At 63.4% G+C, this 14,852-nt stretch carries 17 protein-coding genes; 6 read left to right on the plus strand and 11 right to left on the minus strand.

The window, feature by feature from the left end:
* From A3840_RS12450 to A3840_RS12485, 9 genes are all read right to left on the minus strand, one after another.
* Positions 1-1,374: replicative DNA helicase (locus A3840_RS12450; protein WP_165603177.1), on the minus strand; the 1,374-nt coding region annotated here is incomplete at its 3' end.
* Positions 1,334-1,774, minus strand: coding sequence for a hypothetical protein (locus A3840_RS19725; RefSeq protein ID WP_067457136.1), 441 nt, complete (start codon positions 1,772-1,774; stop codon positions 1,334-1,336). The genes A3840_RS12450 and A3840_RS19725, both read right to left, overlap by 41 nt.
* Positions 1,771-2,109 carry a winged helix domain-containing protein gene (locus A3840_RS12460; protein WP_067457138.1) on the minus strand — a complete coding sequence of 113 codons (339 nt, stop codon included), beginning with the start codon at positions 2,107-2,109 and terminating at the stop codon, positions 1,771-1,773. Before A3840_RS12460 ends, A3840_RS19725 begins: the two co-directional genes overlap by 4 nt.
* On the minus strand, positions 2,099-2,314 hold the full coding sequence (locus A3840_RS12465) for a hypothetical protein (RefSeq protein ID WP_131798316.1): 216 nt from the start codon (positions 2,312-2,314) through the stop codon (positions 2,099-2,101). The genes A3840_RS12460 and A3840_RS12465 overlap by 11 nt, the downstream gene beginning before the upstream one ends.
* Before the next feature lie 77 nt (positions 2,315-2,391).
* On the minus strand, positions 2,392-2,637 hold the full coding sequence (locus A3840_RS12470) for a helix-turn-helix transcriptional regulator (protein WP_067457144.1): 246 nt from the start codon (positions 2,635-2,637) through the stop codon (positions 2,392-2,394).
* Positions 2,638-2,741: 104 nt separating this feature from the next.
* Positions 2,742-3,515 (minus strand): hypothetical protein, encoded by a 774-nt coding sequence (locus tag A3840_RS19460; protein ID WP_131798317.1) that lies wholly within the window; start codon positions 3,513-3,515, stop codon positions 2,742-2,744.
* A gap of 90 nt (positions 3,516-3,605) precedes the next feature.
* The gene (locus tag A3840_RS12475) at positions 3,606-4,931 is read right to left on the minus strand and encodes a tyrosine-type recombinase/integrase (protein WP_067457147.1); all 1,326 of its coding nucleotides are present in this window, start codon (positions 4,929-4,931) and stop codon (positions 3,606-3,608) included.
* 226 nt (positions 4,932-5,157) lie between these two features.
* Complete coding sequence (locus tag A3840_RS12480) at positions 5,158-6,990, minus strand: ubiquitin-activating E1 FCCH domain-containing protein (protein ID WP_067457150.1); 1,833 nt, start codon at positions 6,988-6,990, stop codon at positions 5,158-5,160.
* Positions 6,991-7,009: 19 nt separating this feature from the next.
* Positions 7,010-7,576, minus strand: coding sequence for a L,D-transpeptidase (locus tag A3840_RS12485; RefSeq protein ID WP_425388850.1), 567 nt, complete (start codon positions 7,574-7,576; stop codon positions 7,010-7,012).
* A 547-nt stretch (positions 7,577-8,123) separates the two neighbouring features.
* Between A3840_RS12485 and A3840_RS12490 the strand changes: the two genes are divergently transcribed.
* The 5 genes from A3840_RS12490 (at position 8,124) to A3840_RS12510 (ending at position 12,113) form a co-directional block, all read left to right on the plus strand.
* Positions 8,124-8,384: a hypothetical protein gene (locus A3840_RS12490; RefSeq protein WP_067457153.1), complete on the plus strand. Its 261-nt coding sequence runs from the start codon at positions 8,124-8,126 to the stop codon at positions 8,382-8,384.
* A gap of 107 nt (positions 8,385-8,491) precedes the next feature.
* The gene (hisS, locus tag A3840_RS12495; RefSeq protein ID WP_067457156.1) at positions 8,492-9,988 is read left to right on the plus strand and encodes a histidine--tRNA ligase; all 1,497 of its coding nucleotides are present in this window, start codon (positions 8,492-8,494) and stop codon (positions 9,986-9,988) included.
* A 169-nt stretch (positions 9,989-10,157) separates the two neighbouring features.
* Entirely contained in the window at positions 10,158-11,222 is a 1,065-nt protein-coding gene (locus A3840_RS12500; protein ID WP_067457159.1) for an ATP phosphoribosyltransferase regulatory subunit, read from the plus strand.
* Positions 11,219-11,911, plus strand: a complete 693-nt coding sequence (hisG, locus tag A3840_RS12505) for an ATP phosphoribosyltransferase (RefSeq protein ID WP_067457163.1) — start codon at positions 11,219-11,221, stop codon at positions 11,909-11,911. Before A3840_RS12500 ends, hisG begins: the two co-directional genes overlap by 4 nt.
* Entirely contained in the window at positions 11,904-12,113 is a 210-nt protein-coding gene (locus tag A3840_RS12510) for a hypothetical protein (protein ID WP_067457166.1), read from the plus strand. Before hisG ends, A3840_RS12510 begins: the two co-directional genes overlap by 8 nt.
* 318 nt (positions 12,114-12,431) lie before the next feature.
* Here A3840_RS12510 and A3840_RS12515 read toward each other — a convergent pair whose 3' ends face one another.
* Together A3840_RS12515 and A3840_RS12520 are read right to left on the minus strand one after the other, a co-directional pair.
* Positions 12,432-12,821 carry a GtrA family protein gene (locus A3840_RS12515; RefSeq protein WP_067457169.1) on the minus strand — a complete coding sequence of 130 codons (390 nt, stop codon included), beginning with the start codon at positions 12,819-12,821 and terminating at the stop codon, positions 12,432-12,434.
* Positions 12,818-13,771, minus strand: coding sequence for a glycosyltransferase (locus A3840_RS12520; RefSeq protein WP_067457171.1), 954 nt, complete (start codon positions 13,769-13,771; stop codon positions 12,818-12,820). Before A3840_RS12520 ends, A3840_RS12515 begins: the two co-directional genes overlap by 4 nt.
* 71 nt (positions 13,772-13,842) lie before the next feature.
* On the opposite strand from A3840_RS12520, the gene A3840_RS12525 reads away from it, so the two are divergent.
* The gene (locus A3840_RS12525; RefSeq protein ID WP_067457174.1) at positions 13,843-14,592 is read left to right on the plus strand and encodes a TSUP family transporter; all 750 of its coding nucleotides are present in this window, start codon (positions 13,843-13,845) and stop codon (positions 14,590-14,592) included.
* Positions 14,593-14,852 lie beyond the last annotated feature (260 nt).

The raw sequence follows: 14,852 nt of genomic DNA on the forward strand, positions 1-14,852 counted from the left end.
ATTGACGCTGAGGCTCACCCTGTTTGACGCGCAGCAGACGGCGGCCAGCTCAGCTTCCCACTCAATGCGCTCGTCGTATTTCTCGGGTTTGGCGCGTTCGAGGTAATAGGCCTGCCGATGCAGGAACATCACCGCGTCGGCGTCCTGCTCGATATTTCCGCTGTCCCGGAGGTCGGAGAGCACCGGGCGCTTGTCGTCGCGCTGCTCGACCTGGCGGGAGAGCTGGGAGAGCAACACCACCGCCAGATCATATTCCCGCGCCAGCGCCTTGAGGCCGTCCGTGATTTCGCCAATTTCATTGTTGCGATTGCCGGCATATCGGGCTGATGGCTTCACCTTGCCCAGGTGATCGATAATGAGCAATCCGAGCGAGACGCCCCGGTCCTGGGCGTCCTCCAGCATGGTTTCGGTGCGGGCGCGGATTTCAGCGATGATCAGGCTGGAAGCGTCATCGAAAATGATCGGCAGCGCCGTATGGCGCTCAAGCGCACCTGCGATTGCGTCTTTCTGGTCCTCGGTAAGCCGGCCGGCAATGATGTCTTGATAGGCAATATGATGGCCGGCGTCGTGCGCCAGGTCGGACAGCATACGGGCGGTCAGCTTGGCATTGTCCATTTCCAGCGAAAACACGCCAACGCCCACGCCACTGGCGCCAGCGTGTCGGGCGATGGAGGTACCCAATGTCGTCTTGCCCATGGAGGGCCGGGCGCCGATCAGGATCAAGTCGCGCCGCTGGAGACCGCCTGTGGCCCGGTCCAGGTCGATTAAGCCGCTGGTGATGCCGGTGAGCCCCTTCCGGCCGCTGGCCTCGATGGAAGCCGTCAGGGCCTCCTGCGCGGCCTCGGCAAAGGTCTGTCGAGTATTGGTGCGGCCGCGGGTGCGAAGGTGGGATGCAATCTCATCGGCGCGTGCGACGATGGCGCGAGCCAGTTCGGCCGGATTCGTGGCGGGGTCGGATGCGGCAGCCGCAAGCGCTTCCGCTTCCGCCTTCAGACCCAGCCGCACCCACTGGCTGACCACGGCCTTGGCGCCGCCCTTTATGTTCCGGGCGTCAAACGGGGTGCTGCTCACCAGCCCGGAGAGGTAGCTGCCAAAAGGCGTGCCTGTCCGATCAGCAAAGCCCTGAACAAACTCTGGCGAGGCCAGCTTGAACACGGTCGGCATGGTGGTGGTGCCGTATTGCTCCTGGGCAGCGCAGGCTAGGCGATAGATTTCGGCATGGGCAGGCTCGATGAAATGTTCAGGAGTGAGGCGGGCCAGTGTCGGGCGGTGGTCGCCGCCCGACAGGATGGCGCCCAAAAGGTTCTGCTCGATTTCCGGAACAAAAGCAGGGTCAGTCATCGCGCAAACCCCGCATGAAATGACCACCGCCATGATGGAAGGCATGAATGATGCCCTCAAAGGACAAAGGCCAGTGATCGGCGGCAAACCGCCCGGCGGCAACGCAATATTTCCAGTGCACCGGGCCTGCATCATCGGCGTCGGCCGGCACGAAGCCATTTTGCTGATCGATGAAGCCGCATAGGCCTTGGGCCATGGCGTGGCACATGATGGTGGCGATATCGTCGCCGTTACGCGCGACAGTCACGACACGCTCGCCATCCCCACCGAACCGCTGGGCATGCTCTACCATGCGGATCGCTGCATCTGGCGGGAGGAATGCCCCCGCCAGTTCTTTCACATCGACCCAAGGGAAGTCGGGGCCGTCTTTGTGAGGAGGCTCAAAAAAGGAAACCTGCTTACCGTTGATCGTCGCTGTGCCGAGCTTGGTCATGCCGCCACCTTGTGAGGATAGCGGACGCCGTTCGGGCGCCACTCGGCAAGGTTGCCGCCGTCGAGCGTGACGTGATCATGCAGGACATAACGGGCATGGGATCCGGCAAACGGGCCGGCATGGCTTTCATCGATGGTTTCGACCTTGAAACCGTCGCCACGGAGCAGCCAGATATAGTGGCTCCAGCGAGGCGCGGGATTGTCGATGGGGGTGCAGCCACGGGAACCGGCCTCGACCAGTTCGAGCAAGGCCCAGGCCTCGCGGCCCAGAACATCGATATGGCGGTCGCCATCGGCGCCATGGATGGCGGCAGTGAATTTGAGCTTAGCCGACATGATCGACCTCCGATCCAAGACCGGCGAGGCGGGCAAGCAAATTGCAGGTCGAAGCCGGGCGCCGGACACGATTGAAGATGATCCGGCCGCCAGGGGTGAGGCTGGTCGGGTCGGTGTTGTTGGGGGTGTTGGAGTTGGCCGGCTCCTGCCAATCGAGCAGCGGCAGGCCGAAGAACTCAGGCAAGCCGATAGCGTTGCCCGCCAAGGCGGGTTCGTGATATGTCATGATTTGTGAATTCCTATTGAGGCCCTAGCGGTTCGCTCCCGCTGGGGCTTTTCCTTTTAGGCGGCCTGGCTGGTGCTGGTGCGCTTGGACTGCTCGACGTACGCGATCAGGTCCTCAATCGTATAGCGGACCGTGCGACCGAACTTGCGGTAGGCCGGGCCATTGCCGCGAATGCGGGCGATGCGCAGGGTGTTTTCAGCACGGTTTAGGAACTTGGCCGCCTCGGCCGTGGACAGAAGGCGCTGTTCCTCAAGCGGGTGGCTGCTGACTGTCGCGGCAATCGCGTGAAGCGGAATGCTCATGGATACTCCTTTCCATTCCCAGCGGGATCAGCTGGTTGATGACAAGGTGCGCCAGTTTTTTCGCAGTCTCTAGGGCGATTTAGTCAGACGATGATCAGGTCAAGTCAGCTCAATTCGTCAGTCGAAATCGCTGCTTTTGCCCGAGTAAGCTTTCCGTAAAGACGCTTTTGTATACTGCTAATTCGTTCTGGGGTGGCTCTGGGCTCCAACTTCTGGGCCTCTGCTCCGCACTCGCGCCACCACCGATCCTCATGCCCATCGGCTCTGGATTTGATCGCGTCCAACGCGTTGGCGTCATCAATCGCGCCCGAACCGCGACGGCGGCCTCGGCCCCGTCTTTTGGCAGTAGTGTGGCTGGATGCAGTCCTGTCGGTCGGCGTACTCTCGCTAGACGCATAACCGGTATAGTCGCTGCTACGCGAAGAGGCATTGTCTTCGGAATCGAATCCTATGTGTTCATTTCCATTTGCTTCAGGGGCAGCGGTAACCAGTCTAAGAGCAGGACGCTTGGGGTCACCCGGAAAAAGACGCTGCACGTCGCGCGCGACGACATAGATTTCTCGGAAGCTGTCGCCTGTTCTGTTGTGCCATGTGAGAGAAAAATCGGCTTCGTAGCTACCTGAGCCAAGTGACCAGTCCAACCGTGTCATAGGCTCCATGGGTTCGCCGTTTTTGCTCGCGACCGACACAACCTGGCCGTTGGCCAACGCACTTAACAGCCTTTTCCATCCGAGGCTGGTGTCATCATCATCCAGGATTTGGACCGCATGGGACATTACCGGGCTCCTCTCTGCCCAGCGAGAAACCTCGATCAAATCTCCGGTGGTTATCCATGCAATCGCCATGGTCAACGACCAATCAGGATACTCATCATGCATCGCGCTCACCTCACGACCACCAGATTGGAAGCGCAGAGAAACCGCTGGTGAGACGGCTTGTCGGCTGGCCGGCCTATCCCTGCGCAACTGTCAGCCCTTTCGAGCCTTGTCTATCGGCACTACGTTGTCGGCGTCAGGCGGGACGTGACCTGTCCGGGCGGCAATAGTGGCGCCGATTGTATTGGCGACCCGACGAAGGGGATCATTGTCATAATGGACATAGCGTTCCGTGGTGCGAACCTGTGTATGTCCAAGCAGCTTGCCAACGATTGGAAGTCCAAGGCCGCCTCCTACGCCCAGGCTGGCGAAGTTGTGGCGCAGGTCGTTGATGCGCAGGCCTTCAAGCCCGGCATGTTTGCTGATCGATGCCCAGGGCTTCTTGATATCGGGGCGGGGCTTCTCGTCTTCGGTGCCCGCCGATTCCCCCGCAATGACGTAGACGCCAAGCCTGGTCAGCTTCGACAAGACCTCGATGGCGGGCGGGTTGAGCACGATGGGCTTGATCTGACCGGTGCGTCGCTTTGTCTTGTGATGGTCCAACAGCAGCAGGCCGGCATCAAGTTCGACCTGATCCCAACGGAGGTTGAGGATTTCGCGGAGCCGGGCGCCCGTGAACATCAGCAGACGAATGGCGCCGATGACGTGCTCGCTGTGGACGGTGACTTGCCGCTCCGGCGATGCTAGGTGTTTGCTGGTGCGCTTTTCGGGGTCGATATTCCATGGAATGCCCGTAGTCTCCGCGACGCGCAGGGCATCGCCCAGGCGCATCAGTTCCTCTGGCTTCAGGGGGCGGTTGCGAGCCGGTTCATCGTATTTCTCGATGTCGGCGGCCGGGTTCGTGCCCTTGGGCACCATCTTCACCGACTGGCGTGCCCCGAAGCTGTACATAGACGAAATCACGGCCAGGATGCGGTTGGCCTGAAATGGTGTCCGCTTCCATGCCCTATGCAGCCTGGCGACTTCGGCATGATCGAGGTCGATGGCTTTCACCTTGCCCACGACAGGCAGGATGATACGGTCCAGCAGGTCCTTGTAGTGAACATAGGTGCTGTTTTCGCGCTTGTCGGCAACGTGGTCCTTGAGAAAAGCGTCTGCCAGGTCAGCGACCGTTGCAGCTTTCCGCTGAGCCGCCTTTGCTCCCATAGGGTCTTCGCCGCGGATGACGTCGGCGCGGAGCTGCGAGGCCATCTTGCGAGCCTGGTCGGGGGTGAGGTCAGAAGCCTTGCCGATGGTGACGCGCTTCTTGTCGACGCCCTTGCCGCCGGCGCCAGGCCGATACTCGAAAATCCATGACTTCGCACCGGTCGGGAATACGCGCAGACCAAAGCCGGGTAGGGCGCTATCGAAGATGGTGTAGCGGCTGGCGCGCGTCTCCGCGCCGTCAACAACTCGCTTCGTTATCCGCACTTCCGCCACTGTTCGCTCCTGGCCAGAAACCCTCCTGGGTCGCCACCGGGTCGCCACCAGCGAGTAAACACCAGTAAACAACCAGAAACGAACATAACGTGAAACCGACCTAGGAACAACGGTTTACAAAACCACAATCAACAACGGAAAACATGGAAAAACAAAATTCCGTGTGATTGTGGATCTAGAGGTCCCCCGTTCAATCCGGGGAGGCGGTACCATTCCTTCCTTCCCATCATTGCGTCAGGCGCAACGCCGAAATGTTGCGGGCGATCTGTTCGAAGGCCTGGCGCAACTGGTCGCCGTTCTGCGCCAGGTAGTAATTGCTCACATTGCTGGCGCAGGAACTGAGCAGGCTGGCTGCGTTGCTGCCGGCGGTGATGGCGAAGCCGACGGTATAGACGGTGATCCCGGCTCGTTTCATGGCAGTGCAATAGGCCTGCGCCTGCGGGTAGGCATCGCCATTGGGCGCCCGGCAATTGATCTGGTCATAATTGTTGCCGCTGCCGGACGTCGAATTGTTCGCCACCACGCCATTGCAGTGCACGGTGTTGAACTCGCCATCCGTCATGATGATGGCGGCCTTGAGGATTTCCCGGTCGTTATAGGGGCCGGGCTGGCTGTTAAAGGGCCAGATATAGCCGAATTGGGGGGACAGCATGTTCCAGGCCCAGAGCGTTCCGAGGCTGCCCGCAGTGGAGCCGGCTGCGCTAAGGCTGTTGACGGCATTGTGGAGCACCGTCTTGTCGGCGGTTAGCGGCACGATGGGGTTGGGTAGGCATGGATTGTTCGAGGCGGGATAATTGCGTCCGAACAATTCCGTTGTCGGCGGCAGGTCGGTAGGGCCGTTGATCGGCCGCTCGGTGACGCAAGTGCTAACCGCAAAGGTGTTCCACGTGCCTGTCCGGCTGGCAAAATAATAATAGGTGCAGTTTCCGGAGGCATTCTGCCAGGTGCAGTGCAACTGTCCGGTATTGGGCGTGTAATTGCCCGCGCCATGGCTCGGCAGGCCGGCGAGCATCACCGTATTATTGGTGCGGCTGGCGACCTGATAGGTGATGTCGTTTACTCCGGTCAGCCCACCCACATGGGTGACGCGCAAATAGTCGTCCACCGCATAGCCGTGGTTGGGCGATGTGATTTCCACCTGGCAATTCGCATTGATGCAGCGCCGGATTTTGCCGCCTCGCTGGTAATTGCTCACGCTCGACGTGCTGACGCCGCGCAGTTGGAACGTGTTGTTGGTGCGGCCGGTAACCTGGAAAGCCCGGCCGTTTATCTGCGTCATGCCCACCACTTCCCAGATATAGACCCAGTCATTGTTCTGGTAGCCATGGCCGTTGGAGGTGATGGTCACGCTTCCCGAGCGTGACGCGGAGCTGATGTTACGGATCGTATTTTCCGCCCAGCTGATATTGGTGATTCCCTTGGGCTGCCGGATGGGCCCTCGTATGGCGTCGGCATAGGGGCCGGCATTGACTGCCTGCGAATAGGGGACGAGTGCGACCTTGGAATAGGTCGGCGTCTGCACGTCCTGCACGATGGTTTCGATAAGCCCGCTCACCGAGGCGCGCAGGTCGCGAATGTCCTGCCCGTCCATGGAGCCGGTGACGTCCAGCGCCACCGAGACTTCGAGATTGACCGTGCCGCGCATCGCTTCCGCGCTGAACGAGGCGCCCAACTCGTTCACCCCCACAAGGCTGACGAACATGGTCGGAGCAGAGAGATTGCCGCTCAGGAACAGCCTTCCGGTCGCGAGGTCGATCACCGGCGCATTGAGGCCGACGCTGACGCGCGGATCCCCGATGCGTTCCCGCACGATGTCCTCGGCCCGCACCCGGATCGATTCTGCACTTATATTGGCGTCGTTGATGTCCGGTTGCAGCGCCAGGGCGGCCGCGTCCAGGGCGGTTTGGGCGCGCGAGCGGGTCTGTTCCAGCGTCACGTAGTCGACCACCGCGCCGCCCAGGGCAACCAGGACGATGGCCATGACGCCGAACAGGACCGCGAAGACCCCGCTTTCATCCTTGCCGAAGCGGCCGGCCAGCCGCAGAAATCCATTCATCATCCGTTCCCGCCCCGCGCCGCTAAAGCACGACAACCCTGGAATTGAGCTGCACCCGCTCGTAGAGGTCGATGACATCGGCATTGGTCATGCGGATGCAGCCCGAGGAGACGTTCTGCCCGATCGACCAGGGCTCGTTGGTGCCGTGGATGCGGTAAAGCGTGGAGCCCAGGTAAAGGGCGCGGGCGCCGAGCGGATTATTGGGGCCGCCTTCCATGAAAGCCGGCAGGCCCGGCTGGCGCTTGCGCATCTCGGCCGGCGGCGTCCAGCGCGGCCATTCCGCCTTGCGCGTCACCCGATGCGCGCCGCTCCATTCGAAACCGTCGCGCGCCACCCCGATGCCGTAGCGCAGGGCGCGGCCATCCCCCAGCACGAAATAGAGAAAGTGTGCCCGCGTATCGATGACGATGGTGCCGGCGCGTTCCCCCGTCGCATAGGGCACGACCTGGCGCAGATAGATGGGCGAGACATGGGCATTGCCCTGCAGGGCCAGCGCGTGTTGCGGTCGTCCATTGGTCAGCGTGATGCCGGGCGGCGGCGCGAAGCGCCAGCCGGGGTGGAACGTATCCGCCTGGGCAGGCAGAGCCATCGACATGATCGAAAAAGCCGCCAACCCGGCGGCAAGAAGGCGAAAAACGCGAACGGACATGGGCTGCATCCCCAAATGCTTCGGCGCCATTGTGCCGCCCAAGCACCAAGGAGAGGTCAAGCCGCGTGGTTAACGCTGGCTGCACGGGAAGGGTTAACCGGCCGTTGCCTGGCGGCAGGACCATTCCCGACCCCGCGCCCGGTCATAGTTGCAAGCCTGCAACAGATGGCCCTGCGCTGCGACAAGCTGACACAGCGAGGCTTGCGGCTCACGCATCCGTGAGGTAACCCAGCCCTGTTCGCAAATGCCAGCCGAGGGAGGCGTTCTATGAAATATGTAGCGTTCCGCCGCTCGGAGCCAACCTGGCATCATCTCGCACGCGCATAAGCGCTTTGCCTCGATGAGCCTTCGGCCTGTTTCTTCAGGCCGGCGAACTTCCAACCTCAAACCGTGAATCGCTGAAGCCGGCTCGTTTCGCGTCCGGATTCCGCCTTTCCCAACCCGACTTCAACAGAGGCCGGCGGTATCCATTCCGCCGGAAAAAGCAATGTCTTCGAACGTGATCGAAGGGCGCAGCGTCGTGCTGCGTCTCGAATTCTCTATCGCCGATGCCGTGCGGCATCGCGGCCTGGGCGTGGTTCTGGGCGAAGCCCTGCGCGCCTGGTGGGCGCAGCGGCCGATCCATTATTCGGACGTGCCCGATTACCTGCGGGAAGATGTCGGCCTGCCGGCCGCACAAGCCCCCAATTATCTGGGCATCGGCATCGATGTCTGGCGGACGCATCCCCCCGACAGGAGCTGGCCTTGATGGTTAAAGGCGGCCGGGCACCCCCCGGCCGCCGTCCCGCCCCAAGTCCTGTTGTCTCATTGTGGCCAATCGTCTAGGAACGGCTCGACTTTCCGCTAGGTTCGCACATGTCCGAAAAGCCCAAGCTCATCACCCCGCGCCTGCCGCGCGGCTTCGAAGACCGCACGCCCGGCGACATCGCCGCGATCGGCGCCATGATCGACAAGATCAGGACAGTCTATGAGCGCTATGGCTTCGATCCGGTGGAAACCCCGTTCTTCGAATATACCGAGACGCTGGGCAAATTCCTGCCCGATACCGACCGGCCCAATGCCGGCGTCTTCTCCCTGCAGGACGATGACGAGCAGTGGATGAGCCTGCGCTATGACCTGACCGCGCCGCTCGCCCGCTATTTCGCCGAAAATTTCGAAACCCTGCCCAAGCCCTACCGCTCCTATCGGCAGGGTTACGTCTTCCGCAACGAAAAGCCCGGCCCTGGCCGCTTCCGTCAATTCATGCAGTTCGATGCCGACAGCGTCGGCGCCACCGGCCCCGAGGCCGATGCGGAAATGTGCATGATGATGGCCGACGTCATGGATACGCTCGGCCTGGCCGGGCAATATGTGGTCCGCGTCAACAATCGCAAGGTGCTGGACGGCGTCCTGGCGACGGCCGGCATTATCGGCGACGAGCAGAAGCTCACCGTGCTGCGCGCCATCGACAAGCTCGACAAATTCGGCCCCGAAGGGGTGCGGCTGCTGCTCGGCGCCGGCCGCAAGGACGAGAGCGGCGACTTCACCAAGGGCGCCGGCCTCACCGATGCCCAGATCGAGCCCATCCTCGCCTATGTCGATAGCGGCACGCCCGCCCCGGGCGTCGAAAAGGGCAGCAATGCCCATGTCGTCGCCACCATCAATAATCTGGCCGGTCTCATCGGCGGCTCCGAAACGGGGCTTGCCGGCGTCCAGGAGCTGGCCGCGATTTTCGGCCTGGTCAGCGCCGCCGGCTTCGGCGGGCGCGTTATCCTCGATCCTTCCGTCGTCCGCGGCCTCGAATATTATACCGGCCCGGTCTTCGAGATCGAACTGACCTTTACCGTGCGGAACGAGAAGGGCCAGGACGTGGTCTTCGGCTCGGTCGGCGGCGGTGGCCGTTATGACGGCCTGGTTTCCCGTTTCCGCCGCGAGCCCGTGCCCGCCACCGGCATTTCCATCGGCGTGTCGCGCCTGGCCAATGCGCTCAAGCTCACCGGCAATCTCGGCGCCACCGAGCCGGCCGGTCCGGTCGTCGTCCTGGTCATGGACAAGGATCAGACGCCCCGCTACCAGACCATGGTGTCCGAGCTGCGCAAGGCCGGCATCCGCGCCGAGATGTTCCTGGGCTCGAGCAAGAATTTCGGCAAGCAGGTCGCCTATGCCGACAAGCGCAATTCCCCCGCCGTCATCATCGAAGGCAGCCAGGAGCGCGAACAGGGCATCGTGCAGATCAAGGACCTCGTCGCCGGCAAGCAGGCTGCGGCCGCCATCACCGACAATGCCGAATGGAAGGCCGCCAGGCCGGGCCAGTTCGAGGTGAAGCGCGAAGAGCTGGTTGCGGCGGTGCAGAAATTGCTGAGCGAGCAATGATGGCGCAGGGCCCGACATCCGGCACCCTTTTCACCTCTCCCTTTGGGGGAGAGGTCGGCGCGCAGCGCCGGGTGAGGGGGCCTTTGTTTCTGCACCTGGCCGAAGGCCCCCTCACCCGACCCAAGAGGGTCGACCTCTCCCCCCAGGGAGAGGTGAAAAGGGGGCGCCCATGACCAATCCCGCCTATCGCCGCTCGCAGCTCGAATCCCTCGTCGAGGCCCAGGGCGGTTGCCGCGCCACTCCGCCGCTTCTGCTCAAGGCCGATCCCTATTTCGACCTGGCCGGCGAGGAATTCGGCCGCCGGCTGCTGCTGACCACCGACATGAGCGGCGCCGAATATTGCCTGCGCCCCGATTTCACCCTCCCCATCGTCGCCGATTACATCGCCCAGGGGGCAGGGGAGCCGGCGGCCTTTTCCTATCTCGGCCCGATTTTCCGCCAGCGCGAGACCGGCCCCGCCGAATTCGACCAGGCCGGCATCGAACTGCTGGCCCAGCCGGACGGCGATATCGCGCTCGATCAGGTGCTGACCTTCGCCCGCGCCGCGCTCTCGCTCTATGGCATCGTCCCGCAGGTGCATCTGGGCGGGGTCGGGCTGTTCGAGGCGCTCCTGGCCCAGGCCGACATGCCCGATGCCTGGCGCAGCCGCATCCGCCACCGCTTCGGTCATCCCGAAGCCATGGATCGCCTGCTGAGCCGGCTCGAACAGGCGCCCGAGCAGAAGCGCAGCGAGCAGCCTTCCCGCGATGATCTCATCGAGGATGTCACCGCCCGCATGGTCTCGGCCGGCCTCAGCCTGTCCGACGGCCGCAGCCCGGCGGAGATCGCCGACCGCTTTCTCGAACAGCAGGCGCTGGACGCCGCCCAGGTGCCCGCCACCACGCTCAGGCTGCTGCGCGATTACCTGTCCATCAAGGGCGATGCGCTTGCCGCCCTGCGCCAGGTCGAGGCCCTGGGCGAGAAACACCGCCTGTTTCTCGGCGCGCCGATCCGCGCCATTCGCCGCCATCTCGACGGGCTGGGCGAGGCGCGCGTGTCCTTCGATGCGGGTTTCTCGCCGCGCCTCGATTATTATACTGGCATCGTCTTCGAAATGCGCGGGCAGGGGGGCTCGATCCTGGTATCCGGTGGTCAATATGACCGCCTGCTGGAACGCCTGGGGGCCACGGCGCCCATTGCCGCCTCCGGCTGCGCGCTCTGGGTCGACCGGCTCGAAGCGGAGGGACCGAAATGACTCTCACGCTCGCCGTGCCGTCCAAGGGGCGGCTGGAAGAGATGACCCGTGACTGGTTCGCCCAGCGCGGCCTGACCATTACCCGCCCCGGCGGCGCCCGCTCCTATCTCGGCGCCATCGAAGGGATCCCGGATATCACCGTGCGCTTCTACCCGGCCTCTGAAATCGCCCGCGAGCTCATTCGCGGCAATATCGACCTGGGCGTCACCGGCCGCGATCTCATCCACGAGACCAGCGAGGCCGGCCCCGCCTCGGTCGAATTCGCGCGCAATCTCGGCTTCGGCGGCGCTGATGTGGTCGTGGCGGTGCCCGATGCCTGGATCGACGTCACCCATATGCACGACCTGGCGGATGTGGCCTCGGACTTCCGCTCGCGCCATGGCCGCTGGCTGCGCATCGCCACCAAATATATCACGATCACCCGCCAGCATTTCGCCCAGGCCGGCATCGCCGAATATCGCATCGTGGAGAGCCTGGGCGCCACCGAGGCCGCCCCCGCTTCCGGCGTTGCCGATATCGTGGTGGACATCACCTCCACCGGCTCCACCCTCGCCGCCAACGGCCTCAGGGTGCTCGAGGACGGCGTGATGCTGCAGAGCGAGGCCAATCTCATCGTCTCAAAAACGGCCGATTGGTCCAAGGAGCGCCGGGCCGTCCTCGATACAATGCTGGTGCGCCTCCATGACTGAGCTCGAAATCGCCCTGGTCGGCCTGCTGATCCTGCTGGGCGCCAGCCTTATCGTCTATTCCGGCACCCGCAATCCCGGTGCCAAGAAGAACGCCGCCTCGACCTCCGCCGGTGATTCCGGCGCTCCCGTCATGGCCGGAAAATACGCCGATACCGATGGCCCCGGCGATGCCGGTGGCGGAGATGGTGGTGGCGGCGACTAGGGCCTTTCAGGTTTAAGCGGACACGGTACTATCGCTCTTTCCTCCCAAGGGGAGAGAAGCAAAAGGGCCGTGATTCCAGCCCAATCCGGATCGTCACCCTCGGGCCTGACCCGAGGGTGACGATCGGTGGGTGGGGCGCCTCCTCTTAAGGGTGAGGGAAGCATCCAGCTAAACCCGAACCGCTCCAGACCATCCGAAGACCTCATGGTGAGCTTGTCGAACCACGAGGTCGGGCACGCTGAAGTTTGGGTGCCACGATCTCGTCCTTCGACGGGCTCAGGATGGGGTCTACTTTTGTCTCGGCGCAGACGAAACGCTCTAGCGCCGCGCCCGAAACGCCAGCCGGTCCGCCGCGACCAGATTGGTGGTCATGCCCGCAAGGCTCCCCGCCGCGACGGCCAGAACCAGTCCGATATTCGTATCCGCCAACAGGGCGACGACCAGCCCATAGACGACCCAATTGACCGCTGCGCCCGGCAGCATGGCCGCGAAATAGCGCAGGAATTCCTGGCCTTTGCCGTTTCGCGCCGCCTTGTCGGCAAAGGCGAAATTGCGGTTGATCAACCAGGTCGACAGCACCGCCACGGTAAAGGACAATATTCGCCCGCCGAACGGCCCCAGAAGCGGCGCGACCAGCAGCAGCATTCCCGCATCGATCACAAAGCCGATCATGCCGGCCAGGGCGAAGGGCAGGACGCGCTTTCTCACGGCCCGTCCGCCGCCCGCGGCGCCGGGATTTCGAGATAGCGCAGCCGCTTGACCTCGCGCCGCCCGGTCACCACGCTGTCGAGGATCACCGCCGTCGCCCCCAGGATCAGCCCGGCGACGATCCCGAGCCCGGCCAGGATAGCGGTGGGAAAGCGCGGCACGAGGCCCGTTTCGAAATAATCGACGATGACGGGAATGGCGATGAGCATGGAGAACAGGGCCACAGCCGAGCCGAGCGCCATGTAGAGCTGGCGGGGCCGCTCCCGCGCGAACAGCCGCACGATGGTTTCGACGATGGCGAGCCCGTCCCGGATGGTGCTGAGCTTGCTGGTCGAGCCCTCGGCGCGGCTGCCATAGGCGGTGCTCATCTCCCCATAGGGCGCGCGCAGTTCCAGCGCGTGGATGGTCAGCTCGGTCTCGATCTCGAAGCCCTTGGACAGGGCCGGGAAGGATTTGACGAAGCGGCGCGACAGCACGCGATAGCCCGAGAGCATGTCGCTGAAGCCGCGTCCGAAAATATTGGCCACCGTGCCGGTCAGCACCTTGTTGCCCAGCACGTGGCCCGGCCGATATTCGCCGCCATCGCCCACCGCCTGGCGGGTGCCCACCACCATGTCGAGGCCGTTGTCGAGCAGCATGTCGACCAGCGCGCGGCTCTGCCCGGCATCATAGGTGCCGTCGCCATCGGCCATCACATAGACATCGGCATCCACATCGGCGAATTGGCGCCGCACCACATTGCCCTTGCCGCGCTGCGGCACATGGCGCACCACCGCGCCGGCCGCCGCGGCGGCTTCCGCCGTGCCGTCGGTCGAGGCATTGTCGAACACATAGATGCCCGCTTCCGGCAAAGCCGCGCGAAAATCGGCGATTACCGAGGCGATCACTGCAACCTCGTTGAAGCAGGGCAGGATCACGGCTACATGATTGCCTCTGTAAAGCTTGGTCACGCGGCATTCTCCCTATCGTCAGCGACTTTTAGCCGAACAATCCTCGAAAAAGTGTAACGGCGCCGATCTCCATGCTCGATCCCCTCCTTCTCCTCGCCCTCATGGCCGTCGGCATGCTGGCCGGTTTCGTCGATGCCATAGCCGGCGGCGGCGGCATGATCACCGTGCCCGCCCTGCTCTCGGCGGGCCTGCCCCCCGTGGCTGCCCTGGCCACCAACAAGATGCAGTCCATGGTCGGCACCGGCATGGCGGTGTTCACCTATTGGCGGCGCGGCTTCGTGGCGCTGCGCGATCTGCTGCCGGCCATCGCCCTCACCTTTGCCGGCAGCCTGCTGGGGGCGCTCGCGGTCAGCAATGTCGATGTCACTCTGCTCAATGTGGCCGTGCCCGTCGCGCTGATCGGCATCGCGCTCTATTTTCTGTTCGCCCCCAAACTCTCCGACGCCGATCGGGCGGCGCGCCTGCCCTTCGGCCCCTTCGTGCCGCTCATGGGCTTTGCCATCGGCTTTTATGATGGCCTGTTCGGCCCCGGCACCGGCGCTTTCTTCACCATGGGCTTCGTCGTGCTCTTCGGCCTCGGCATCACCCGCGCCACCGGCAGCACCAAGGCGCTCAATTTCACCTCCAACCTCGCGGCTCTGGTGATCTTCATCCCCGGCGGCCATGTGGTCTGGCCCGTCGCCATCGTCATGGCCATCGGCCAGCTCATCGGCGGCTATGTCGGCGCCCGCACCGGCATCCGTTATGGCGTGAAGATCATCCGGCCGCTCGTGGTCGTGGTCTCCATCGCCATGGCGCTCAAGCTGCTGTTTTTTCCCTAGAGGGTTTTATGCATCAGGCTGACGCGGCTCGATCGCATTGATGGAGCAGGGGCGGGGATAAGCTGGCTTTTTCCTCACACACCGGCTGTCATCCCGGCGCAGGCCGGGATCCAGCTCGAGATGTATCGGCTGCGGGAGATGGACCCCGGCCTGCGCCGGGGTGACGCCGCGGATGGGACCGGACCGCTCGACAAGGCGCGATACCTGCGCCGAGCCCGCAGGAAAAAAGCCCCGGTGTTTCCACCGGGGCTTTCCGCAAG

The organism is Devosia elaeis, assembly GCF_001650025.1.
Classification (GTDB): domain Bacteria; phylum Pseudomonadota; class Alphaproteobacteria; order Rhizobiales; family Devosiaceae; genus Devosia; species Devosia elaeis.

Excerpts from the sequence above, each read along its gene's own strand:
- A3840_RS19725 (WP_067457136.1), bottom strand. The coding sequence starts at position 1,774 with ATGACCAAGCTCGGCACAGCGACGATCAACGGTAAGCAGGTTTCCTTT.
- A3840_RS12460 (WP_067457138.1), bottom strand. The coding sequence starts at position 2,109 with ATGTCGGCTAAGCTCAAATTCACTGCCGCCATCCATGGCGCCGATGGC.
- A3840_RS12470 (WP_067457144.1), bottom strand. The coding sequence starts at position 2,637 with ATGAGCATTCCGCTTCACGCGATTGCCGCGACAGTCAGCAGCCACCCG.
- A3840_RS19460 (WP_131798317.1), bottom strand. The coding sequence starts at position 3,515 with ATGCATGATGAGTATCCTGATTGGTCGTTGACCATGGCGATTGCATGG.
- A3840_RS12480 (WP_067457150.1), bottom strand. The coding sequence starts at position 6,990 with ATGATGAATGGATTTCTGCGGCTGGCCGGCCGCTTCGGCAAGGATGAA.
- A3840_RS12485 (WP_425388850.1), bottom strand. The coding sequence starts at position 7,576 with ATGGCTCTGCCTGCCCAGGCGGATACGTTCCACCCCGGCTGGCGCTTC.
- A3840_RS12490 (WP_067457153.1), top strand. The coding sequence starts at position 8,124 with ATGTCTTCGAACGTGATCGAAGGGCGCAGCGTCGTGCTGCGTCTCGAA.
- hisS (WP_067457156.1), top strand. The coding sequence starts at position 8,492 with ATGTCCGAAAAGCCCAAGCTCATCACCCCGCGCCTGCCGCGCGGCTTC.
- A3840_RS12500 (WP_067457159.1), top strand. The coding sequence starts at position 10,158 with ATGACCAATCCCGCCTATCGCCGCTCGCAGCTCGAATCCCTCGTCGAG.
- hisG (WP_067457163.1), top strand. The coding sequence starts at position 11,219 with ATGACTCTCACGCTCGCCGTGCCGTCCAAGGGGCGGCTGGAAGAGATG.
- A3840_RS12510 (WP_067457166.1), top strand. The coding sequence starts at position 11,904 with ATGACTGAGCTCGAAATCGCCCTGGTCGGCCTGCTGATCCTGCTGGGC.
- A3840_RS12525 (WP_067457174.1), top strand. The coding sequence starts at position 13,843 with ATGCTCGATCCCCTCCTTCTCCTCGCCCTCATGGCCGTCGGCATGCTG.